Here is a 20,986-nt window from a genome sequence, read left to right as displayed (position 1 = left end):
AAAGGAAAAATGATGGAATTGTTTGTAGAAAATGGCAGATACGGGATTAAAAACGGTAATGAAGTAATCATAAAACCTGAATTTACCCTCGCAAAAAAGCTAAAAACAGGCACTTTTTTGCTTGCTATATTATTTAAGGAAGAAGAATCTGCACTTTTTATTTTTGATACAGAACTTAGATTTTTACAAAAGGCTACTCAGTTTTATTTAGCAGGCGATGGTGGATTTTTTGTATATTCCCGCGGGTCTATAATTAGCGACGAGAGGGAAGTTGGCTTTTATGATTGCTTTGGTAAGCTAATTTTGCCTTGCATTTTTAGCGATATTGAGAAAATGAATGATCTTTTATTAGCTATTAATAATGAAAGTAGTTTTTTATTTGATTTAAGCGGTCAAAAAGTTCAAAATCTACTTATAAATGGTATAAATATTGATCCAAATTTGCCACAATTTGAACTGTCCCGTTTTCATTCTGGGTTGATTAAAATAAAAGAGAAAAATGGTAAAGTTAATTATTATAGTGTAGAATTAAGAAAGCAAGTTTTGCAAGGTTTTAGTGAAATTTATGGTCTTCAAACATTCACGTCTGATAACAATCAAATAGATTCAATATATGCCGGTAAATTTGGAGATAAATGGGCGGTTAGTGATTTGCATAATTCATATGTTTTACCCTATAAACCGATGATTCGTTATGGTGATTTTATTGTTTTTCAGGATTTTAAAACACACTATGAGACTGATTGTTATGGAATTTGTGATTTAGATGGCAATGTTATTTTAAAGCCAAAATCTCAAATAATAAGCTATATTGGTTGTGATATGTTTTATGTACAAGAAAATGGACTGGTTGGTTTTTGTGATGATTATTATGTGGATTCTAGTGCAGAAATTATCCGTCCTGTCTTTTTTGATAAAGTATTTAAAAAAATATCTGAAAATGAATTTATTGTTTTTAAAGATGATCTAATTATTGTAGATAGCCTGCAAAAGAATTACAAAGTATTGGGTTTTTGTGATGAAATATATTAATGGCTCAATTAAACTTAAGCGGATTCTCTCTTATTAATCTCAACAGTTTTTGATATAAGTCTTCCTGCGTAGTTTTAGTATTATATCTAAATTCACACTCTTTAAGATGAAGTAAGAAATTCTCTTTCTTAATGCCTTTAAATTTAGCTAGTCTATGTTTAGCATATCCCCGTCTGCTTGCAGTAGCAAGACGAAGTCGCAGCTAAAAAATTCTCTATACCGTTTATATGATTTTTACCGTTAGCGTCTTGTAAAGTAGCAAGCGTAGCGCAGCTAAAATTCATTCTTTGAGTGTTTTACCCTGTAGTGCTCTTTGGCTCCGTAATCTACTAATCCGTCATAGGCTTTCCAGCAATCAGAATAAATAACGCTCTCATCCGATTCGCTAAACTCCGATAGTATAGGTATTAGTTCGCTAGCAGAACAGTTTTTAACTATCCGGGTATAGACCTTACCGTTTCTTTTAAGCATACCGAATACCGGTGTTTTATTTGCTGCGCCTCTACCTCTTTTACCTCTTACTCTCTTAGCTCCGAAGTAGCTTTCGTCAATCTCTATCTCACCGCTAAATTTACTTATTTTTTCACATTCTTGAAACATAAGAATTCTTATTTCCCTAAAGATTTTACATAGCGTTACTTCTGAGATTTTAGTTAAATTCGATATCTTTGATGCTTCTATGTCTTCTGCAAAATACTTGAGAATTTCTCTAAATTTCTTCTCTGAAATTCGGGAACGAATTATATACTTATTTTTCATTGTGCTCATCGTAACTTACTGCTCCTTTGTGTGAGCTTAAGTTAAAGAGAGCCATATTAATTAAAGGAAAAAATACAAAATTTTTTAGATGCTTTTGATAAAAAGTTTTAGGCAAAAATCAAAATTCTATAATTTTACAAAGCTATAACATCTTTAAAATTTTTATGCTTTTTCTTGATTTGTACTGATACGACGCATGCGAAGAGTATAAAAACAAACACCACAGATTATCAAATCACAAATAAATTTAATATAAAAATAAAATTAAATTGGCTTAGCAGATGTGAAAATAGGTTTGTAATTTAAATGATTTGTCGGTGTTTTTAAAATACTAAAAAGATATTGTTTTAAAAGACATAAAAGATGATGAAGGGGATAAAGTGGACGAAATGGCAAAAATAATGGTTCAAAAACTATGAAATAATCAATGATGCTATAGTGCACTATCGCAAGATCATTCTTGATAGTTTTGCCTTTAAATTAAAGCAAAAATTTAGAAAATAAATTTGATTTGATAAATTATTGGGAAGTTGATGCTAAAGATGATTATGCGATGCTTTTAGATATTTTTTATTCAAGATATTCATAATTCGTAAGGATTACGCCGGGCTAAATTTAAAAAGAGCTTATTTTAGCTTATGAACAGATGATGAGAATATAAATTGCAAAAATCTTGTTTCTGAAAAAAAGTGATTTTGACACCTTTGTTTGGGAGTATAAATACGGCAATGATTTTGCAGAATATATTAAAACACTAGAAAACGACTGTGTAGCCCAGATTGCAAACGACATTATAGAATTTGTAAAATCACACAAAGAAAAGATTGTAAAAAAAGTATTACAAAATTAAATAAAGGCGAAAATTCGCCTTTATTATCACACTAAAATAAATCCTTAAGTTCATAATTTTTTAGCAAAAAATCCTTCATTTTTAACCTATAGTTTTTTAATGTAACAAGATCGTACTTTAGTTTATTAGTAAAAATTGTAATATCTTCTAAAGTTTCAAATTTTATTACTTTTTCATCAAACTTTAGTCTATTTTTTACAAATTTTATTTGTCTTACAATTAGGCATTGTCGCTTTTTATCTACTTGAAAAATTCGTTTTTTAGATATGAGTCATCGTAAATCAGGTACACTCCAGAATCTATTGCAATAAATTTGTAGTCGATCTCAACTAGTGATAAATTTCTAGCCAAATCAAGTACAAAAATCTCACACAATCCAATATCATCTTTGAGGCCGGACAAAAATCTATTTATTTGGCTGATCTGGCTTTAATTCCGGCAGAAATTTTTCATTAAAAAACACAAGTGTTTGTAACTGATCTATAAGATCAAAAATAGACTTAGCGCTACAATACAGCTCTTTTAAGTCATAATTAAAATCCTCTTGTTCGCTTTTGATGGTTGAGTCATATACATAAGAAACCAAATTTACAATATGTTCTAGCATATTTAACTACTAAAAAATAATTAAAATTTTATAGGCTCAGGGTTGCCACCAAGACCGCGAGTATGTGACGGCTCTCCACTTTTATTTAGTTTTAGGCAATACTTATTTTTTAGCATTTTATATACTTGAGCGCCCCTTTCATTGAATCTTCCTTTGTCTCCCCACATGCAAATAACTTTATCAACTTTGTCGCTATATTCTATGATAAATTGATCGTTTTCATTGCCGATTGGGTCATCTGCTGTGCATATTATTGTAGGACACATTGAAACCATCGCGAACAAATTTAGCATATAAAAACCACCATAACCCCAAAATTTAGCTAGGTTAGTGCATCTTGATATAGTTTTATCGGTAGTATTTTCATCAGCTATTGACGGATTTAACCCAACAAAAGCAACCATAGGCTTGCTTTCATCCCAAATTCTAGTTAAAACATATCTATATTTGCGATCTTTTGAAAATATTGCATCTTGTTTAATTTGATTGTCCATTGCATCTCCTTTAAAATAAATTTAAAAATTATACCACATGATAATGCCACTTTCTTGTCCACTTTTTATGCTACACTTCTTGCTAAAGGATCTCAAATGCAACCATCAATCATCACAGCCAAAAACATAATAAACGAAGCAGATGCCATCATCATCACAGCTGGAGCTGGAATGAGTGTAGATAGCGGACTACCTGATTTTCGTGGAGACCAAGGATTTTGGAGGGCATATCCGCCTTTAAAAGATAAGAATCTAAGCTTTACAGATATGGCTAATCCTCAGTGGTTCTTTTCTAATCCAAAGCTTGCTTGGGCATTTTACGGACATAGACTTAAGCTATATAATGCCACTACCCCTCACGAGGGATTTTATCTGCTTAGAGAGCTTTGTAAAGAAAAAGATGATAACTACTTCATATATACTTCAAACGTAGACGGACACTTTGCTAAAGCAGGATTTGATAAGGATAAAATTTACGAGTGTCACGGAAGCATACACTACACTCAGTGTATATATAAAGACGATGGAGCCATCTGGTCAATAGATGAGAATGAGATAGAGGTAGATGAAGATAAATTCGAAGCTACTAAGATGCCAACATGTAAAGAATGCGGATGTGTAATGCGTCCAAATATACTTATGTTTTATGATGGAGTATTTAACTGGAATAGAACTAAAGCTCAGTATCATAGATATGATGCTTGGTTAAGTAAAAATATGAACTCTAAAATTGCTATCATTGAGATAGGAGCTGGACTTGCAGTACCAACCATAAGAGCTTATGGTGAAAGAATGACAAAGAGATTTAACAAAGCAAATCTAATACGTATAAACCCAACTGATACCAAGATAAGTCCATATTACGGGATAAGTATAAAGATGGGCGGATTAGAAGCCCTAAAAGCAATCTTATGCTAGATAAGACAGATAAAAGTCCTCTATCTGGTATAATAGCAGATAGAGGAGAAGAGATGAAAAAGATAGTTCCTGATAGCAACACAAGTAAATACGAACGTATAAACATAATAGCCCAGCTTATAAGAAATAAACCTCACTCCATCTCACAGCTCTCAGAAAAGCTAGGAGTGTCTACTAAGACCATACAAAGGGATCTATATGATGTATTAACAGATTATGGAGCGGTAAGAAGAGGTAGAATGTGGAGCATGGATGATAAAGACGCCAAAGATAACCTAACTCAAGAAGAGCGTATAGTATTAAACGTACTTGATAATATCTCAAAGAGTATGGGTGCAAATTTTTATAGCAAAGCTCATATATTATTAGAGCAGATTACACAGCAGCTAAATCACCCAATACTTACAAATATAAATAACGAGAAGCTAAATGAAGATGACTTTATAAATTTTGAACTGATTGAAAAGTCTATAAAACAAAAACAAGAGATAGCTTGTAAATATAACGACTATGAGTTTAAAGTAAAGCCGCTAAAGCTAGCTATGTTTGATGGTTTTTGGTATCTATTGCTGCTTGATAGCAACAAAAAGGATACTTTTAAGAAATTTCATCTAAGAAGCATAAGTGATATAAAGATTCTTGATGATAGATTTGAGATAAGTAGTGAAATAGAAAACAGAATACAAAACGCAAACTCGGCCTGGTTTGATCTGGTAAAGCCAAAGAAAGCAAGACTTCTTCTTGCTCCACAGATTACAAAATACTTCGAAAGAAAACCATATGCAAAACAAAGCATAACAGGCAAAGATAATGACGGATCAGTAGAAGTAGAGATAGAGTATACAAACATAATGGAGATAAAGCCACTGATTTACTACTATATACCTTTTATCAAAGTTCTTGGACCAAAGGAGCTAGCTGAGATAATAAGAGATGAGATTGGGGAGTATTTTAATGAAATAGACATATAAGGACAACCGAGACACAAAATGTCCTAAAGTCCTGCTAAAATTTCCAAAAATCACAAAAAATGTATCGGTGATCTAAAAAATAAAAAAAGGATAATAAATGAACTTTAACCAACTACAAGAGCTAGTATCTAAATCAGATATCAAAAAGCTTAGCAAAGAACTAGGGTATGCAAGAGAGAAAAACTTCTCAAGAGCTCTTTATAATCTAAGTAATGCAAATTCATTAGATGAGTTTTTAGAACACGGACACTTTGACTGGTGTCATAGTTCAAAGACTCTAATTGCTTCAATTGCAAATCATTTTAATATAGACATAGCAGATGAGTTAAACACTTCAAATATTTTAAATGATGAAAAAAGAAGATACAAAGGCTCTTATATTTATATAGAGACAAATTTTAAAAGAAAAAACGAGCCTATATTTATGCTGGTTATGACTCAAGGAATAAGATATATAAGCTTAAAGCCTATACTTCATGAACTTTATTTTAAAAGCATCGACATAAAGTTAAAAACCATATCTGAGTTTATAAAAGATCATTATAAAACTACCAAAACACTTCCGCTTTATGGAGATATAACAGGCTATAAGCTATATCTTTTAAATAACACTTACAGCTTCGATACAGATGCAAACCTTGCGGATAAAGAAATTTATGAGCAGGCGGCTTGGATTAAGATATAAGGAGACAAAAATGCGTGAATTCTCAAAACAAGAAAGAGCTAGGCTTATGGATATAAACAGTAGGCTTTATGGATTAGAAAAGAGGATTTTAGATGTAGCTATAAAAACTGACAGCTACCTAGCGCCGCTTAAAGATAGAGATGAGATATATGATTATGATATTGACCTGAAAACTTTTTATAAAGATATATCCGATAGTGATAAGGTGGTTGTCTCATACAATGAGTATTTTGAAGGCATATCGCAAGATATACTTAAAGAGGATAGTCCAAACAACTATTTTTACACTAAAAACCAAAACGAATTTCAGCACTGGGAACACCATCCTATGAAAAATGAGTGGCACTGCCGGTTTTATCACTGCCTCTATGATCATACTAATCTTTACTTTGAAGATATATTAGATATTGGAAATATAGACTCTGTATTGCAAACAGGTATAGATTATAGTTATAGAACCATTGAACTTAAGAGATTTGATAGCAGGATGGATTTTTGGCTAATGGATTGCAGTGATGAAGAAAAAGCTGAGATGATGAAGATAAATTCGGTCTTGCAAGATATCCAAGAAACTCTAATAAGCAAGGCTATTTTATATGAAAACGAATTAAAGCAGAAGTTAAAAGATGGCATAATAAATGGGTTTGATATGAATTACGAGGTTACTTTTTATCTTAATGAAAAGGATCCCTTATACAAAGACGATGAGGATAATGTAGTAGCCATTATAAACGAACCTCTTAATATGAGTAAAGAGATAAAACAGCCCACCTTTCAAAACAGATGGAGAAGAAATTGCAATGAATATCTTGGTCTTAGTGCCTTTAAAAAACTAAACAAAGATTATCACTGCTATCTGTTTCATGCTCTTTGCAATCATACTAGCTTGCTTGGAGATATAAGCTGGATGTCTAGCATAGGTAAGATAATCTTAACTATAAAATTTAACGAATACTTTGAAGCCTAAAAGGATAAAAATGAAAACAAACGAACAAATAATTAAAAAGCTAAAAGAGATAGTTATAAAAAATCCAGTCGTTAGATCGGTATTTATCAGGCTAAAAGACAGATGAGATACTTTAGCATAAATGAAGCCATAGAGCTTCATGACATCATAATGAACGAAATAGATGGCAAGCGTGGATTTAACGAGAGTCAAATTTCGCTTCTTGACTCCGTACTATCCTCTATACAAAATGATGATTACTATCCAAGTTTTATAGATAAACTAACACATCTTATCTTCTCTTGTGTTAAATTTCATCCATTTCTAGACGGCAATAAAAGAAGTGCTATATTTCTAGCAATATTCTTTATGGAGCTAAATGACAAGACCGATATGTATGAGGAATTTGCAACTCTCATGGAAGATGTGGTGGTAGAGGTGGCTGCCGGGAATATAGACAAAGATGAACTTAGGCTAATAATAGGTGAGTTTATAAAGCCCTTAAAATGAGGGCTTTAAGTTATTTTATAAATTTTAGAAATTTCATCAAAAATCAAAACCTTACTTTTTAATACGCTCATATTTTTATCGAACACTTTTAGATTATATTTCTTTGCCACTGGTTTTTTATCGTTATTTTCTATATTGTATTCGTAAAATAATTTATTTAAATAACTTATAGTATCAATATATTTGTCAGAACCATGTTCAGGATAACCAAAAGTGCGTGTGATTGAAAAATTTTTATTGATATTTTCAAAAATTTCTTCTATATAATCTCTTAGTTCGCCTTCTTTTCCATAAATATTCATAATGTATTTTGCTACAGCTTTGGGTATATAGTATAACTCATAAATTATATCATTAAAACTTTCTTTTAATGGCGAGCTGTAAATACCTATATATAAATCATCTAAAACAAAATTATTTTCGTCAATAGGTATATTAAACACATGTTTTATGTTTTTTGATTGCTTTTCTTTGGAATAATACAATTTATCATCTTCATTATTGATATCTAAGCTATCAATAGGAAGTTTAAAAGTTAATTTTGCCCAGTCTTTAATTTCTTTATCGTTTATGAAAACGTTTGCACTGTGTAAATAAACTCCAGATATATCGTAATCTAATGACTTTAAAAAATTTTTACACTCTTTTTCATTTATGCTGTTTTTTAACGCATCCATCTTCTTTTTGTCGGTGTATCCAAACTCAAAATATTCTATCCCATCACCATTTACGGATATTGTAATTCCTTGCGTATATGATTTGTTTGTTTCGTAATATACCAATAAACACACAATAACACAGAAAAGATATTGTGTGTTTATTGATTTTTTTATTTTTACGCATGTTTGTTTAATTTCATTTTTTTCTAACTCTTCTATAAAAAATCTTCTTCTTCTATCTCTTTGTAATATATGATATTGATTTATACTGCAAAATACTTCATCTATAAAATTTACAACATCAGTATATATCTCATTTGCGTGCAGCTCTAATTTATTTTTTATTGAACGCAAACTTTCTTTTCTGATATAATAAACTTTTTTTAATGCGCATATCCCACTAAAATAAGAATCCAATCTCATATTTGATACAACTATGTTTTTTATGTCAAAATCCTCTTCTTCATCAAGTTCTATCTTATAAAAAGTTTCACTACCGCCTATATCATCTGCTTTTACAATGAAAGTTCCGGCATTACTATTTTTTGAAAATTTGTTTGGTAAAAATAAATCACAACAAAAATTATTCAATTCAGAACCGGAATAATACTGAGTGCTTTTTAATATGTCGTTTTCATAAATATCAACAAAAACATCATAAGTGTAAATGCCTGTTTTGCCTCGTATATCTTTTGTTAGGTATATATTGTTTAATACTGGTAAAAGTAGTGTATTCTCTGGTATAAAATTTGATTCTTTCGCTAAACTATTATTATCTTTTATTGCATTAAACTCATCAGTACTCATCTCTTTAAAAGATAATTCATACGATCTCATGGTTTTTATACAAATTTGCGCATATTTTTTCATAAAATATCCTTTGGTTTTTTGATATATTATAATTGCTAGAACGAGACATTTTATGTCTATATTTTTTAATACAATCACATATAAAATCGATTTGTGATAAAATGATTCTGCAAAAATATTTATACAAAAGGAGAGAAAATGGAATATGATTGGAAAGAAATTTCACTTGCAACAAAGGCCCAAATTTTACTTAAATACATGGATTTGGATTTTTCTAGAGATGGGTATCAGCTTGTTAATATTTATGATAAAAAAAATAAAGTAAGTCCAGATTGGTTTTATGATGAAGAAAATAAAATTTTAGCTAAAAGTGCTGAAAAAACCAAACAAGGTAAATACAATTTTAGCTTCACAAGCGAAAAAAATCAACAAATTGAAGGTATTATCCAAAAAGTAGATAAAATCATTCTGGGATGTATAGACGTACAGGAAGATATTATTTACAGAATAGAGATAGACGATTTAAGCAAGATTCTGCAAGAGCTTGAAACTAGCAAGAGAAATGGCAAGGCATATACATTAACAATAGATAACCCAAAAACAGAAAAAGATAAAAAAATATTAGAAATAAATATAAAAGAAAAGTATTTTGAGAGTTGGAAAATACTTTCTCGAGCTGAAAAAATGACTACAAATAAAAGAGTTGCTGAATTTGGAGGGATGAGTATATTTTATAACTGGTATAAGAAAATAGGAAATGAAGATGCAAGTTGCATGAGTAAAAAGAAATGCTGCTATTGTGGTGTCAAAGAAATAGATCTTGAAAAGTACTTTAATGAAAACAACTCGCAATATAAAGAATCCAAACGACATAGGGGCAAGAAGCTAGAGGTAGAACGTATTGTTAGCGTTGGAGATAAAAATAAATACTCTGATACTAATTGCGGACTAGCTTGCTATATATGCAACAACGCAAAAAGTGATTTTATATCTGCAAAAGATTTTTTGCCTATCGCAAAGGGAATAAATCAATTTTGGAATGATTATTTTAAAAATAATAATATTAATACTAAGGCAGAATTTGATGAAAATTCAGGCATTTGGGAAAATTTTTGACGCACTGATGCAGTAGAATATTAAATCTCCGACTCCTCTGCTGTCACACAGTGTAAAGCCCCGCCGAGTTTTATGATCTCACTAAAATTTATAGGCTCTATTAGACAGTTTTTGTAAATTTCTTCAAGCTGTCTTAGAGCCAAACCATCCTCATCTACACCATAAATTGGAACTATTAAAATATCCTTAATTTTAATAAAATTTAAGTATGCGCCCCAGCCTCTATCTTTAGTAAAAAAATTATCACTGTATTTCATCAACTTGATATTTAGCTTATGGGACTTAAGAGCCTTTAAAATTTTATCGTTGAAAGTCCTGCCCTCATTTGAAAAATCATTTACAAGTACGCTATTTTCATCTATCCATCTTGCCATGCTGTCACTATGTCCGTATATATCATAAGGCTGTTTTGGTATGATGATAAGCTCGTTAAGATTGCATTTTTGCTTTATGATTTTGATGATTTCGTCTTTTGACTTTAGCGGATTTTCTTTGAAAATTTTATCAGTCATGATGGCTTTGTTTTTATATCTTACAAAATTGCCACCATCCATCACTAAGCCTATATGATTATCGGCACAAGGAATTTTTGTTCTTATGTTTTTATACTTATCATCTTTTAAGTAGTCTGGATCATAAACGTAAGAGGTAAAGCTTGCATTTTCAAGCATTAATGGCATAAAATCTCTCATCCAAATATCTTTTGTTTTTAAAATTCGATAATTTATTTTGTGTTTATATAGAATTGAGCATAAAGCATTTGCGACTTGTGGATGATTTTCAAACAAAAGATTTGATAAAAGGATTGTATGGCTCATATTAATTCCTGTGCTGATACTAAGTAAAAAGATACTTATGTAATATTACCCTTAAAACAAGACATAAGATGTCTTAAAAGCATTGTTAGAATTTCCAATATCATAAATTTAGCTACTGCTAGTAGATAAAATAAGTTTAAAGGATGAGGAGCAAATATGCTAAATAATATACTAATAATCTCAGAAGAAGTCTATAGATGGTCTTTGGATAAAAAATCAAAGCCTAACGGCGTGATGATATATGATAACTATAGAGCCTTGCACAATCTTTGCAAATCGGTAGAAATAGCTGCTAATCACTATCTGGACTTAGAATTTGATAATCCGATACTAACAGAAACAAAGAGCTTTAAAACACCGATAGACAAATGGCGAACAATTATCAATAAAGATTTTAAAAGAATGTGGGATAGCGTAGGAAAATTCGTAATATCTCTTTATCTATATAAATATACAAATAGATTTTTTGGATGTAAGCTTGATGGAGTATTTCTACCACACCATTTTCATGCTAGATTTTTAGGTACTTATTTAAGAATAGATGAGGATTTAATTTTGCAAGGATTTATTAAGACATTAGATAGTGCAGAATTTAAAAAATTTAGCTTAAATTTAAGCCGTTATGAGAAAAGGTTAAAGTTTAAAAATGAACTTTTGCGTGATTTAGAAAATTTTAATAAACAAAAAGATGTCTTAAGAAATTTTATTATCGAAAACTACGATATAAGCGAGCTTTTAATTTAGATTTAAAATTAGCTTATAGTATTCAATAAAGTTTGGTTGGTTGCTTGCCAACTAACCATAGCCGGGGTTAAAACCCAACTCTGTTTCCATTATTCTCTATACTCTTATGCTTTATCTCTTCATTTAACCTATTTATAAAATCATCAGCATCTTTAATAGGGCTAAATTTATTTGATCTTAAAACAGCTGCAAAGTCTCCAGGTGTTAGAAGAGAGAAGTTAAGAAGTCTGTCTTTTATGAATTTTGAAACTTTTAATCCTAACAACTCACACTCTTTCATAAATAGCTTTTGAGCTTGTTTTGGTTTTAGATAGCCAAACTCTATCTTCATATCAAATCTTCTTATGCTAGCCTTATCAAGTCTATCTATAAGGTTTGTAGTGGCTATAAATACTCCTTCAAAGCTTTCCATCTGAGTTAGCATCTCATTTACCTGACTTACCTCCCAGCTTCTAGTAGCTTCATTTCTATCTTGTAAAAACGTATCAACTTCATCAAATACAAGCACAGCCTTTTTATCTTTAGCCTCTTTAAATGCCTTGGCTATATTCTTTTCGGTTTCACCTACATAAGCATCCATAAGATCGCTTGCTTTTTTGATAATTATCTTTGAGCCTAAGCTCTTAGCTATAAATTTTGCATAAGCACTCTTACCGGTTCCTGCCGGACCATATATACAAAGTCTTGCATTTTTGCTTGACTTTATACCCTCTGCAAGCTCTTTTAAATTTAAACTAGAGTTTATTATGCTTGCATCATAGCTCTTTGGCAGATCTATCTTCTCTTCTTTCTTTTTCTTTTCTTTTTTGTCAAATCTATATCCTTGAGCTTTGAGATTATTTTTTATAAGATCTTTAAAGATCTTATCTTTTTCATCACTATTTAAATTTGATACAACCTTTGTTGCATTAGAGATAAGAGCAGGGGCTATAAATTTATTTTTAGATAGTTGCTTAAGCACTTTTTCGCTTATTTGCCCATTGGTGTATTGTATTAAGATTTCAAGTCTCTTTGCTTTGGGCGGTATTTTAAACTCTATAACCATATCAAATCTTCTGATGTAGGCGTTATCTATCTCGTAAATATCGTTTGTAAGCCAGAAGGTTGGCACAGAATTGTTTTCAAGAGTATTATTTAAAAAAGCCTTTGATATTCTTTGTTCATCTTTAAATACATCTTCTACTTCATCAAACATAATAATATCATGCTTGCTGTCTAACACTCTATCGGCAACCAAAAGAGATGCGAAACGTGCCTCTCCTGTATAGTTATCAAGAGAGTATCTATTGGTATATGATATCTCGTAAAGATTTTTACCTAATGTTGCAGATAGCATTTTTACAAATTCTGTTTTTCCGGTTCCTGGTTTGCCGTAAAGAAGTATGTTTGTGCCTTTATTGCTGCTTAAAACATGAGTTTTTATCATGTTTTCATCTACAGGTATATGTCTAAAATCATCAAATTTCAGTAAAGATAGATCTGATTTAAAAAAACTTGATTTAAATACATCTATAACATTGCTATGACCTACCAGCATATCTGTACTAAAATAGGAGTAGAAAAAATCAAACGCACTTCCTAAATTGATATTTTGCGTAGTGTCTAGTTTTAAAACTCTACTTTGTCTTAGTTTCGAGCTTGGATGAAGAGATTTTTTAATAATATGTGAAGGAATATCAAGTATGGCGCCTAAAATATTGTAAAATGCTATGATATGAACTCTTCCGAGATCATAAAAAACATCTCTTAACGCTTCAAATTCATTTGTTAATATTGCAAATTCCAATATCTTTTTATCTTCATCGCTAAGATTAAGTGTTTTAGATAGAGCCTCCAAATTTTTGTCGAGATTTTTTAAGCCGGTGATTTTTTTCTTTTCAAGGCTTATAAGTTGTTTTTTAAGTCTTTTTTTGGCATTTTCCGTAGTTTCATTTGACTTTAATATACCGTCATGTCTTCTAAGAAAATCATCAGGTATCCCAAATTTTACAATAGCCCTTAAAGACCAAAGCCTGATCTTGTTCTCTATCTCTTTTGGTAGCATTAAATCATCCATAGTCTATCCTTTCTTTTTATTTTAAAAGGATTTTATCTACTTTTTAAGACAATATGGTGTCTGATTTTAAGGTTTTTATATGTTTATCACTTGATAAAAAGGCTCTAGTGTTCCATCTGAACTTGAATTATAGATTGTGGCTTTATTTAGTGTGTCTATTCTGGAGACCGGATCATGTATATGACCGCAAAGAATTATTTTTACATTCATAAGTCCATGTTTTACTAGACGATAAAGTTCCATATCCCCATAGTCTTTATTGTTCTTAGAGATAGATGTTTTTGTCTTAGACGGAGGCAAATGTGTTACCAGTATGTCGCAATCTGCAAATTTTAAAATGTCCTCTTCGAGATATTTAGAACATCCAAATTTAATGCCATTAATATTTTTGATAGTATCATCACTATATATATTTTTTATTTGCTTTAGCCATTCATCTTTTAGACCTATATCATGGTTCCCACTACATACAAAAACAGGTTTTTTAAAACTTGAAAGCCAGTCGGATGTTTTTTCTATCTGAGTGGCTAGCGGAGAATGGTCATCCAATAAATCCCCGCTAAAACAAAATATGTCAAATTTATCTTCAAGGACTGATATATGCTTAAAATATTCTACATTGAAATGTAGATCGCTGGCATGAAAAATTTTCATATCAATCACCAAACTCTGCTTCTATGAATTCTCTTCTCTCTTTATCTGACCTTATCGCATCCTCTAGTCTCATTACCCAAAAAACTGCGTTGTTTGTAATAGCATCTTCAAAAGGATTGCCATACATTTTGCTTAAGGCATTAAATACTTCATCGCCTTCATCGCAATCTACGCCAATACTCCCTAGATAAGGATATACAAGCATGCCAGGAGATACAAGATCAAATACCTCTGTCAATTTAGTATTAGGAAAATTTTCCTTCATGAAGTTCAAAAACTTTTCTCTTGCTTTTGTATCTATATATTTTTCATTCGTATTATCAAATGGATTGTCGCATACAATCTCTTTTTTAAACGCACATATATCATTATATCTTGTATGGAAAACAATCCAAAATCCAAACTCCTTGCCTCTTTTAATTATAAAATCCTCAACGGTAGGTAGCGCAACAGCCATGTTTTATTCCTTCTTTAAAATTAAGAAAATTATACATTAAAAAGTAGAAGGAATTATGTCTTGTTTATTCCAATTTAATAAAATCTGTATTTTTTGCTTCTAAAAGCATGGTTAAGTATAATTTGACATAACAAAAAACATACTTTAACATATATTAGCATTATTGATCAGAATATTTATATTTTATATTGATTATTACTTCATTTAAAATGTTTATGTGTACAAGAGAAGGGGTCTTAAGGGCAACTCCCTAACGAGTGATATTTTTGTCTGACTTGTCAGACAAAAAGTATCCTCGCCCCGGTAAAATAGAAATGTTTTTTATAGCAGCTACCATATATATGTGTAAATTGCAAGCTGGTTGTAGCTCATTCTTTTTGTCATTTATTGATATGCTTAAGATAATTTAAAAATATATGGCGCAAGACCATTTTGTGACCACAAAAGAACTTTGTGTGGTTTTGTTGCCATAATTTGACGATATCTTAATATGTTAAAAATTTTCAATATTTTTAACAAGTTATCGCCAATATGTTAAAAACATTAACAAATTTTATAAGTTGCCAGCCATTAGCAAGCTATAAAATTAAGCCTCGCTTTAGAATTTCAAATAGTCTTAAATTTACAAAGTAATTTATACGACCGAGCTTTACGCACCTAAATGCTCCTAGTTTTTCGCAAATTTTAAGATATTTAGAAGCTGTTTGTCTAGAGATATTTAGTTTTTTCTCGACCGATTCTATTTTTGTATACGGGTATGAAAAAAGCAACTCCACAAAATCTTTGCTATATACACCTCGCTCTTTTTCCTGCAAGAGTTTGCTAAATTCCATTATGGCATCGTCTATCTCTTTTATGAGCGTGACGGATGCCTCTGCGGTGCGCTCTATGCCGTTTAGCATATATTCTATCCATTCGCTCCACTCGCCGTTTTTGCTTACATTTTCCAAAAGCTCGTAGTATCTGGATTTGTTTTTTATGATATAGGCACTCAGATATAAAATCGGCAGATCAAGTAGCTTTTTGTGCGTTAGATATAAGACGTTTATGATGCGTCCGGTTCTGCCGTTTCCGTCATAAAACGGATGTATGGTTTCAAACTGATAGTGGATCACCGCTAGTCTAATTAGTGGATCAAGCTCATCTAAGTCATCGTTCATATACTTTTCTAAATTTACCATTAATTTATTTATGTCATCTATATGTTGCGGCGGTATATGCTTTATCTCGCCTGTGGTAGGATTTTTAAGCATAGTTCCGCTTTGGGTGCGAAAGCCTGCATTATTGCGCTGCAATCGTTTTTGAATCTCTAGTATATGACGAGTTAAGAATAGATTATCTTTTTTTATAAGCGAATAGCCCTTTTTTAAGGCTATTTCGTAGTTTATAACCTCTTTTGCGCTTTGTGCTATCTTGGTTTCGTCTATTTGCGCTAAAAATAGCTCATCGTGCGTAGTGATAATGTTTTCGATCGCGCTTGAATCTTTTGCCTCTTGCAGTACGAGAGAATTTATTAAAATGTCATGGTTTGGAATGGTTTTTATAAAACCGTTTAGCTCGCCTAGTTTTCTTGAGGCTCTATTTAGCGCCTTATAAATTTGCTCGGTTGGCTTAAAATCTAGTGGAAGCTCTTTGGGTATAAATTCTCTTTTTTGGGTCATTGTGTTTGCCTATATATAATATATACGATTTAAATTTATGGTTTTATTTTTATAAATGGTAAGCGACAAAATCGAACATCTCAATCTATCTAATAATTATTGGATTATACAACTTTTTCTACAAAATTATACTTTATATAGTTTCTTCACCATCTCTTTACCGCTATCTGGCATCAGCTTAGCATATCTAAGAGTGTGGTTTATATCCGAATGATTCATTAGTTTCTTTATTGTAAGTATCGGAGTGCCGGCTATGGCTAGATGAGAGGCAAACGTGTGCCTTAACGTATGTATTACGACTCTATTTGCGCTGTCCTCCGGCGCAAGGCCGTCATTAAAGAGTTTGTTTAATAGATGCTGCAAAACGTTTTGGAGGGTGGCGTAGGGTTTATCGACAAGAGCATCATTTGGCGAAATTGTCGTGTAAATTTTATTTATCAACACCAATGCCTCATCGCTTAAAAATCCCGTATATCTTTTATTCTCTGGATTTTTGCTTTTAAAGTCGGTTATGTTTACGCTCATATTTGAAAGCGATATATCTTTTTTCTTTATGTTTAATATACCGTCAAGCCTAGCTCCCGTACATAGTGCAAGCTCTATAAATAGCTCTAATGCAAAATCGTTTTTCTTGGCTATTTCTTTACGAAGCAAATCTATCTCTATAAGCTCTAAAAACCTCTCTCTTTTATTATCTGGTTTTTTGATCTCTATATCAAATGGACTAAGATGAGATATAAGTTTTTGTTTTATAGCGTAGTTAAAAATCGTTCTTATTATACCCATGATAGCGTTTGTACGCGACTGTGATAGCTTGCGACCGGTTCTACTAGACACTGTTTCCTTTATGTTTTTAAAATGCTCTTGTATCATCTCGGAGCTTATCAAGCTAGTAGTGATACTTCCGAATTTACTTTTATGATACTGCTCGTACATGCAGATTTGCTCCTTAATGTTTTCCGTTTTATCTGGCGTTTGTTCGAGTTTATAATCAAAAAATGCTTTTGCTATATCATCAAATTTTAAACCGCCTTTAGCAAGCTGTTTTTTGGCTATGCTATCTGGCAGTTCGCCGTTTCTCTTTTTGGTATCATACTCCTTCTTTTTGTTGTAGGCGTAGGTTACGTTTACGCCTTCTGATTTTGAGCCTACTTTTATATCTTTGCCATCAATTCTTATGTAAAATACTATATCATTATTATCAAGAACATATATTCTTACTCCAGGATATTTGTTTGTATTTGCAAATTTATTATAAGATATGAGTGCCATTTAAGGTTTCTCCTTTTGCTTAAAAAGTGGCGGAGCATTTTTCCCCTTTATTTCCCCTTTGTTTTTGTAAAAATGCATGATATTCTAGGATAGCTTAGAGTAAGCTTAATCAATTAAAGTGCCTATTATAGGGTATTATGTGGTATTTTAGGGGCATATAAAATACTTTAAGAAATGATATTATACAAATCCAGCATCCGGAGCCATTTCCTTATAAAAACCCTTTTAAAACCCCCTATTCTACCGATATTTCTTAAGCTTTAAGGTTTCTTGGTTTTGTCAAATTTGTTCCCTATTTGTTCCCGAAAATTTTTAAGATTCTAAATTGTTATATAGTGTTTTAATATTTTCCAGAATGCTATATTTAATTTTTCTGCATATATTTCTTTGGATATACAATTATTTGAGTATTCAATAGTATTTTTTGATATTCGATAATATTCTTGTAGAATAATTTAATTTTTAAAATAGAATGTATTTTATAAAAGGCTTCCTAATACTTCAGCATCCTTCTTGCTTATTAATGCTACTATAGATAATAAAAAAATATTGCACTCTAAAATACACTAATATAATCCAAACTACAACAAAGTATGAAAAATTTTCTCAAAAAGTCTATTTTTTCAAAATAAAAATGCATGATCAGTATAATTAATATAGAAAATAAATTAAAAAGGACTTGAAAATGAATAATTTCTATGATAATCAAGATTATAAACAGCTTCTTGATTGTATAAAGTCTCAATTTGCTGGTAGGGTGATGCTAAATAGAGAGCAGACTGCAAAGCTACTTGGTATAGGAGTCTCAACATTGGATTTGCGTATATCTCAGGGTAGAGATATACCACGCTATATAAAGATGGGTGATGCAAAAAATTCTCGTATAGCTTTTTCGATAACAGATATAGCTGCTTATATATTTCAAAAAAGAATTAAGATCAGCGGACAGTAGCTCTAGATGAGTCCTATAAAAATTAATGGATACGAGATAGTAGTATCTGCCCTCTCAGAGAATTTAACTCCGGATAAAGCCATAGGTAGACTTGCTCATAATCTACGGGAGCTAGAACAGACTAAACGTATTAAATATTTGCGCAGAAAGTCAGGGTCTAATAAATATTTTATTCAAAATCCATATGGCTCCTTGTTTGATGCTTCTAGTTATAGTTTTCAAAGTAGCGAGATAATGGATATGATCAATAACAAGATGAATTCCTTTAAAAAAGATTATGAGATCCAAACAACAACAGACAAGAATGGTAAAGTTAAGAAAAAGTCATGGCAGAAAAAAATGACTCCTTTTACTGAAATTTTAATCACTTTCGGAACAACTAGGCCAAAGAATTCTAAGGAGGGGTTAAACGATCAAGAGGTTAATTTGATAAATAGTCTTGATTTAAAAAATCAAGCTCAAAGATTTGTTAATGCGTACTGTCTAAAATATGGAGTTGAGTGTATTTCTGTAGCCGAGCATAATGATGAGAAGGTTAAGCATTATCAGATTATTTTTACAAACTATGACCACAATAAACATGCATGTATAAGACGTAATAGAAAAGAGATGCAACAGTTTGGCTCATCACTTCAAGATATGGCTGCTGATGCTTTTAGTCAAATAGCAGTCAGGGGTGTTAAGGGCAGCAAGAGTGTTCATAAAAACCTTAAACAGATGCATCAGGCTGAATTGGAGTTCAAAAGCGAACAAGAATTACACAAGCAAATATCGAATTTAATTAATCAAACCATATCGAAATTTATTACAAAGGATAAGCATCTTTTTGGGGACGAGTATTACGAACTAGATCCGAGCGAATATGGCAAGTTAATCGGCTCTTTAAGAAAACAAGTATTACAAATTTTTCAAGACAGAATCTATATTGTTTCAGAAGTCGAGTTAAAAGAGCAGATAAATGAATTAACCGCCCAGCTTTTAAAAAATAGTGAAATACTTCAAGAAAATAAAGATTTGTTAGAAATTAATGATAAGCTAAAAGCTACAAATAATAAACTTACTCAAGAAAATGCAAATTTACTTAATCAAGATAACATAATTAATGATCAAAAGCAAAAAATATAAAATTTAGAGAGCATAATAAAAACAAGCGAGGAAGAATTTGGTAGTACAGATGAGATTAGGGAAAAATTCAAACAAATAGACGTTTTAACAAAAGAAAATAAGGAAATTAAAGGCGAAACTGCAATGGCTAGAGCAGAAGCAATGTGTTTCAAGCAAGAATCAGAGCAAAAGGAACAAGAAATAAAAAACTTTCAAGACAAAATAAAGCCACTCGAGGAAAAAGCAATACAAGCAGATAACTTAGAGCGTGAGCTTGTAGTCTACAAGGATAGGAATTTAGAACTTTCTCAACAAAACAACAAATTAAATGATGAAAAAGAAAGCTTGAATAAAATTATTGTCTCTCAAAGTGAAGAACTAAATGCTTTAAAGTATTTTAAAACCAAGGCAATCAATTTCTTTTCAAACATCATAAAAAAGATACCTGTTATAAAAGACTTTTTACAGAATGAATTGCCTGAAGTTGCTAGTGAAGTACAGACAAAGATTACAAATAGGCAATATGAAATGAGTTTATAAGATTCAATAACAAAATAAATAGGGCTATTAGTAGAAAAATATAGAAAAATTTAAGCAAATAAGAAAAGTGTGTTTGATATTTTATAATAAAGAAATTTTTGATATTAAATAGATTAATATAAAAGATAATTACTAAATATGGTTAGATAGGCCCTATAAAATAAATTGTGTAAATGGCTGAAAAATGATATACTAGGAGAAATATTATGACAGCCGAAAGAAAGAACAAAGAAAAAGATGTAATCGATTTGATGCTTGACCAACTCGATTTTCATGGAATGACAAAAGAAGAACTTATCGGCAGTGATAGGCTTTTGAGACAGCTTACGAGTAGGTTCTATGAGCGTGTGTTGGAAGCCGAAATGGATGAG

At 31.1% G+C, this 20,986-nt stretch carries 21 protein-coding genes and 1 pseudogene; 12 read left to right on the top strand and 10 right to left on the bottom strand.

What is annotated here, in order from left to right; all coding sequences use genetic code 11:
• Positions 1 to 12 precede the first annotated feature (12 nt).
• A complete protein-coding gene (locus tag CDOM16189_RS07485) occupies positions 13 to 1,032 on the top strand; it encodes a WG repeat-containing protein (RefSeq protein ID WP_169975933.1) in 1,020 nt (339 codons plus the stop codon).
• A 4-nt stretch (positions 1,033 to 1,036) separates the two neighbouring features.
• On the opposite strand, the pseudogene CDOM16189_RS07480 reads toward CDOM16189_RS07485, so the two are convergent.
• Positions 1,037 to 1,800 (bottom strand): annotated as a pseudogene (locus CDOM16189_RS07480) (IS1595 family transposase).
• Positions 1,801 to 2,464: 664 nt separating this feature from the next.
• On the opposite strand from CDOM16189_RS07480, the gene CDOM16189_RS07475 reads away from it, so the two are divergent.
• Positions 2,465 to 2,641, top strand: a complete 177-nt coding sequence (locus CDOM16189_RS07475) for a hypothetical protein (RefSeq protein WP_169975935.1) — start codon at positions 2,465 to 2,467, stop codon at positions 2,639 to 2,641.
• Positions 2,642 to 3,047: 406 nt separating this feature from the next.
• On the opposite strand, the gene CDOM16189_RS07470 is transcribed toward CDOM16189_RS07475, so the two are convergent.
• Both CDOM16189_RS07470 and CDOM16189_RS07465 read right to left on the bottom strand, forming a co-directional pair.
• A complete protein-coding gene (locus tag CDOM16189_RS07470; protein ID WP_169975937.1) occupies positions 3,048 to 3,248 on the bottom strand; it encodes a hypothetical protein in 201 nt (66 codons plus the stop codon).
• A gap of 20 nt (positions 3,249 to 3,268) precedes the next feature.
• Positions 3,269 to 3,742 (bottom strand): DUF1643 domain-containing protein, encoded by a 474-nt coding sequence (locus CDOM16189_RS07465; protein ID WP_169975939.1) that lies wholly within the window; start codon positions 3,740 to 3,742, stop codon positions 3,269 to 3,271.
• Between the two features lie 96 nt (positions 3,743 to 3,838).
• On the opposite strand from CDOM16189_RS07465, the gene CDOM16189_RS07460 reads away from it, so the two are divergent.
• The 5 genes from CDOM16189_RS07460 (at position 3,839) to CDOM16189_RS07440 (ending at position 7,772) form a co-directional block, all read left to right on the top strand.
• A complete protein-coding gene (locus tag CDOM16189_RS07460; protein WP_169975941.1) occupies positions 3,839 to 4,660 on the top strand; it encodes an SIR2 family NAD-dependent protein deacylase in 822 nt (273 codons plus the stop codon).
• The gene (locus CDOM16189_RS07455; protein ID WP_249321647.1) at positions 4,654 to 5,631 is read left to right on the top strand and encodes a helix-turn-helix transcriptional regulator; all 978 of its coding nucleotides are present in this window, start codon (positions 4,654 to 4,656) and stop codon (positions 5,629 to 5,631) included. Before CDOM16189_RS07460 ends, CDOM16189_RS07455 begins: the two co-directional genes overlap by 7 nt.
• A 97-nt stretch (positions 5,632 to 5,728) precedes the next feature.
• Complete coding sequence (locus CDOM16189_RS07450) at positions 5,729 to 6,316, top strand: hypothetical protein (RefSeq protein WP_169975943.1); 588 nt, start codon at positions 5,729 to 5,731, stop codon at positions 6,314 to 6,316.
• A 10-nt stretch (positions 6,317 to 6,326) separates the two neighbouring features.
• Positions 6,327 to 7,283, top strand: coding sequence for a hypothetical protein (locus tag CDOM16189_RS07445; RefSeq protein WP_169975945.1), 957 nt, complete (start codon positions 6,327 to 6,329; stop codon positions 7,281 to 7,283).
• Between the two features lie 102 nt (positions 7,284 to 7,385).
• A complete protein-coding gene (locus CDOM16189_RS07440; protein ID WP_169975947.1) occupies positions 7,386 to 7,772 on the top strand; it encodes a type II toxin-antitoxin system death-on-curing family toxin in 387 nt (128 codons plus the stop codon).
• 5 nt (positions 7,773 to 7,777) lie between these two features.
• On the opposite strand, the gene CDOM16189_RS07435 is transcribed toward CDOM16189_RS07440, so the two are convergent.
• Positions 7,778 to 9,301, bottom strand: coding sequence for a hypothetical protein (locus CDOM16189_RS07435; RefSeq protein WP_169975949.1), 1,524 nt, complete (start codon positions 9,299 to 9,301; stop codon positions 7,778 to 7,780).
• 138 nt (positions 9,302 to 9,439) lie between these two features.
• Between CDOM16189_RS07435 and CDOM16189_RS07430 the strand changes: the two genes are divergently transcribed.
• Positions 9,440 to 10,357, top strand: coding sequence for a hypothetical protein (locus CDOM16189_RS07430; RefSeq protein WP_169975951.1), 918 nt, complete (start codon positions 9,440 to 9,442; stop codon positions 10,355 to 10,357).
• A gap of 20 nt (positions 10,358 to 10,377) precedes the next feature.
• On the opposite strand, the gene CDOM16189_RS07425 is transcribed toward CDOM16189_RS07430, so the two are convergent.
• Entirely contained in the window at positions 10,378 to 11,175 is a 798-nt protein-coding gene (locus tag CDOM16189_RS07425) for an agmatine deiminase family protein (protein ID WP_169975953.1), read from the bottom strand.
• 156 nt (positions 11,176 to 11,331) lie between these two features.
• Here CDOM16189_RS07425 and CDOM16189_RS07420 point away from each other — a divergent pair, with 156 nt between their 5' ends.
• Positions 11,332 to 11,919: a hypothetical protein gene (locus CDOM16189_RS07420; RefSeq protein WP_169975955.1), complete on the top strand. Its 588-nt coding sequence runs from the start codon at positions 11,332 to 11,334 to the stop codon at positions 11,917 to 11,919.
• Between the two features lie 67 nt (positions 11,920 to 11,986).
• Here CDOM16189_RS07420 and CDOM16189_RS07415 read toward each other — a convergent pair whose 3' ends face one another.
• The 5 genes from CDOM16189_RS07415 to CDOM16189_RS07395 form a co-directional block, all read right to left on the bottom strand.
• Positions 11,987 to 13,975 (bottom strand): AAA family ATPase, encoded by a 1,989-nt coding sequence (locus tag CDOM16189_RS07415; RefSeq protein WP_169975956.1) that lies wholly within the window; start codon positions 13,973 to 13,975, stop codon positions 11,987 to 11,989.
• Between the two features lie 75 nt (positions 13,976 to 14,050).
• Positions 14,051 to 14,629 carry a metallophosphoesterase family protein gene (locus tag CDOM16189_RS07410; protein WP_211436612.1) on the bottom strand — a complete coding sequence of 193 codons (579 nt, stop codon included), beginning with the start codon at positions 14,627 to 14,629 and terminating at the stop codon, positions 14,051 to 14,053.
• Between the two features lies 1 nt (position 14,630).
• Positions 14,631 to 15,086 carry a hypothetical protein gene (locus CDOM16189_RS07405; protein WP_169975960.1) on the bottom strand — a complete coding sequence of 152 codons (456 nt, stop codon included), beginning with the start codon at positions 15,084 to 15,086 and terminating at the stop codon, positions 14,631 to 14,633.
• 578 nt (positions 15,087 to 15,664) lie between these two features.
• Positions 15,665 to 16,747, bottom strand: a complete 1,083-nt coding sequence (locus CDOM16189_RS07400; RefSeq protein ID WP_169975962.1) for a Fic family protein — start codon at positions 16,745 to 16,747, stop codon at positions 15,665 to 15,667.
• Positions 16,748 to 16,873: 126 nt separating this feature from the next.
• Complete coding sequence (locus CDOM16189_RS07395) at positions 16,874 to 18,019, bottom strand: tyrosine-type recombinase/integrase (RefSeq protein ID WP_169975964.1); 1,146 nt, start codon at positions 18,017 to 18,019, stop codon at positions 16,874 to 16,876.
• A 685-nt stretch (positions 18,020 to 18,704) separates the two neighbouring features.
• Here CDOM16189_RS07395 and CDOM16189_RS07390 point away from each other — a divergent pair.
• The 3 genes from CDOM16189_RS07390 to CDOM16189_RS07380 all read left to right on the top strand — a co-directional run bounded on the left by CDOM16189_RS07390 (position 18,705) and on the right by CDOM16189_RS07380 (position 20,615).
• Positions 18,705 to 18,971 (top strand): helix-turn-helix transcriptional regulator, encoded by a 267-nt coding sequence (locus CDOM16189_RS07390; RefSeq protein WP_169975965.1) that lies wholly within the window; start codon positions 18,705 to 18,707, stop codon positions 18,969 to 18,971.
• 6 nt (positions 18,972 to 18,977) lie between these two features.
• The gene (locus CDOM16189_RS07385) at positions 18,978 to 20,096 is read left to right on the top strand and encodes a plasmid recombination protein (protein WP_169975967.1); all 1,119 of its coding nucleotides are present in this window, start codon (positions 18,978 to 18,980) and stop codon (positions 20,094 to 20,096) included.
• A gap of 123 nt (positions 20,097 to 20,219) precedes the next feature.
• The gene (locus CDOM16189_RS07380) at positions 20,220 to 20,615 is read left to right on the top strand and encodes a hypothetical protein (RefSeq protein WP_169975968.1); all 396 of its coding nucleotides are present in this window, start codon (positions 20,220 to 20,222) and stop codon (positions 20,613 to 20,615) included.
• Positions 20,616 to 20,986: the final 371 nt, after the last annotated feature.

The organism is Campylobacter sp. RM16189 (assembly GCF_012978815.1).
Taxonomy (GTDB): domain Bacteria; phylum Campylobacterota; class Campylobacteria; order Campylobacterales; family Campylobacteraceae; genus Campylobacter_A.
This window is presented reverse-complemented; position numbering and strand designations above follow the sequence as displayed.

Bases quoted from the DNA above. Each gene is read 5' to 3' on its own strand.
- CDOM16189_RS07485 (WP_169975933.1), top strand. From the start codon at position 13: ATGGAATTGTTTGTAGAAAATGGCAGATACGGGATTAAAAACGGTAAT.
- CDOM16189_RS07470 (WP_169975937.1), bottom strand. From the start codon at position 3,248: ATGCTAGAACATATTGTAAATTTGGTTTCTTATGTATATGACTCAACC.
- CDOM16189_RS07465 (WP_169975939.1), bottom strand. From the start codon at position 3,742: ATGGACAATCAAATTAAACAAGATGCAATATTTTCAAAAGATCGCAAA.
- CDOM16189_RS07460 (WP_169975941.1), top strand. From the start codon at position 3,839: ATGCAACCATCAATCATCACAGCCAAAAACATAATAAACGAAGCAGAT.
- CDOM16189_RS07455 (WP_249321647.1), top strand. From the start codon at position 4,654: ATGCTAGATAAGACAGATAAAAGTCCTCTATCTGGTATAATAGCAGAT.
- CDOM16189_RS07450 (WP_169975943.1), top strand. From the start codon at position 5,729: ATGAACTTTAACCAACTACAAGAGCTAGTATCTAAATCAGATATCAAA.
- CDOM16189_RS07445 (WP_169975945.1), top strand. From the start codon at position 6,327: ATGCGTGAATTCTCAAAACAAGAAAGAGCTAGGCTTATGGATATAAAC.
- CDOM16189_RS07440 (WP_169975947.1), top strand. From the start codon at position 7,386: ATGAGATACTTTAGCATAAATGAAGCCATAGAGCTTCATGACATCATA.
- CDOM16189_RS07435 (WP_169975949.1), bottom strand. From the start codon at position 9,301: ATGAAAAAATATGCGCAAATTTGTATAAAAACCATGAGATCGTATGAA.
- CDOM16189_RS07430 (WP_169975951.1), top strand. From the start codon at position 9,440: ATGGAATATGATTGGAAAGAAATTTCACTTGCAACAAAGGCCCAAATT.
- CDOM16189_RS07425 (WP_169975953.1), bottom strand. From the start codon at position 11,175: ATGAGCCATACAATCCTTTTATCAAATCTTTTGTTTGAAAATCATCCA.
- CDOM16189_RS07420 (WP_169975955.1), top strand. From the start codon at position 11,332: ATGCTAAATAATATACTAATAATCTCAGAAGAAGTCTATAGATGGTCT.
- CDOM16189_RS07415 (WP_169975956.1), bottom strand. From the start codon at position 13,975: ATGGATGATTTAATGCTACCAAAAGAGATAGAGAACAAGATCAGGCTT.
- CDOM16189_RS07410 (WP_211436612.1), bottom strand. From the start codon at position 14,629: ATGAAAATTTTTCATGCCAGCGATCTACATTTCAATGTAGAATATTTT.
- CDOM16189_RS07405 (WP_169975960.1), bottom strand. From the start codon at position 15,086: ATGGCTGTTGCGCTACCTACCGTTGAGGATTTTATAATTAAAAGAGGC.
- CDOM16189_RS07400 (WP_169975962.1), bottom strand. From the start codon at position 16,747: ATGACCCAAAAAAGAGAATTTATACCCAAAGAGCTTCCACTAGATTTT.
- CDOM16189_RS07395 (WP_169975964.1), bottom strand. From the start codon at position 18,019: ATGGCACTCATATCTTATAATAAATTTGCAAATACAAACAAATATCCT.
- CDOM16189_RS07390 (WP_169975965.1), top strand. From the start codon at position 18,705: ATGAATAATTTCTATGATAATCAAGATTATAAACAGCTTCTTGATTGT.
- CDOM16189_RS07385 (WP_169975967.1), top strand. From the start codon at position 18,978: ATGAGTCCTATAAAAATTAATGGATACGAGATAGTAGTATCTGCCCTC.
- CDOM16189_RS07380 (WP_169975968.1), top strand. From the start codon at position 20,220: ATGGCTAGAGCAGAAGCAATGTGTTTCAAGCAAGAATCAGAGCAAAAG.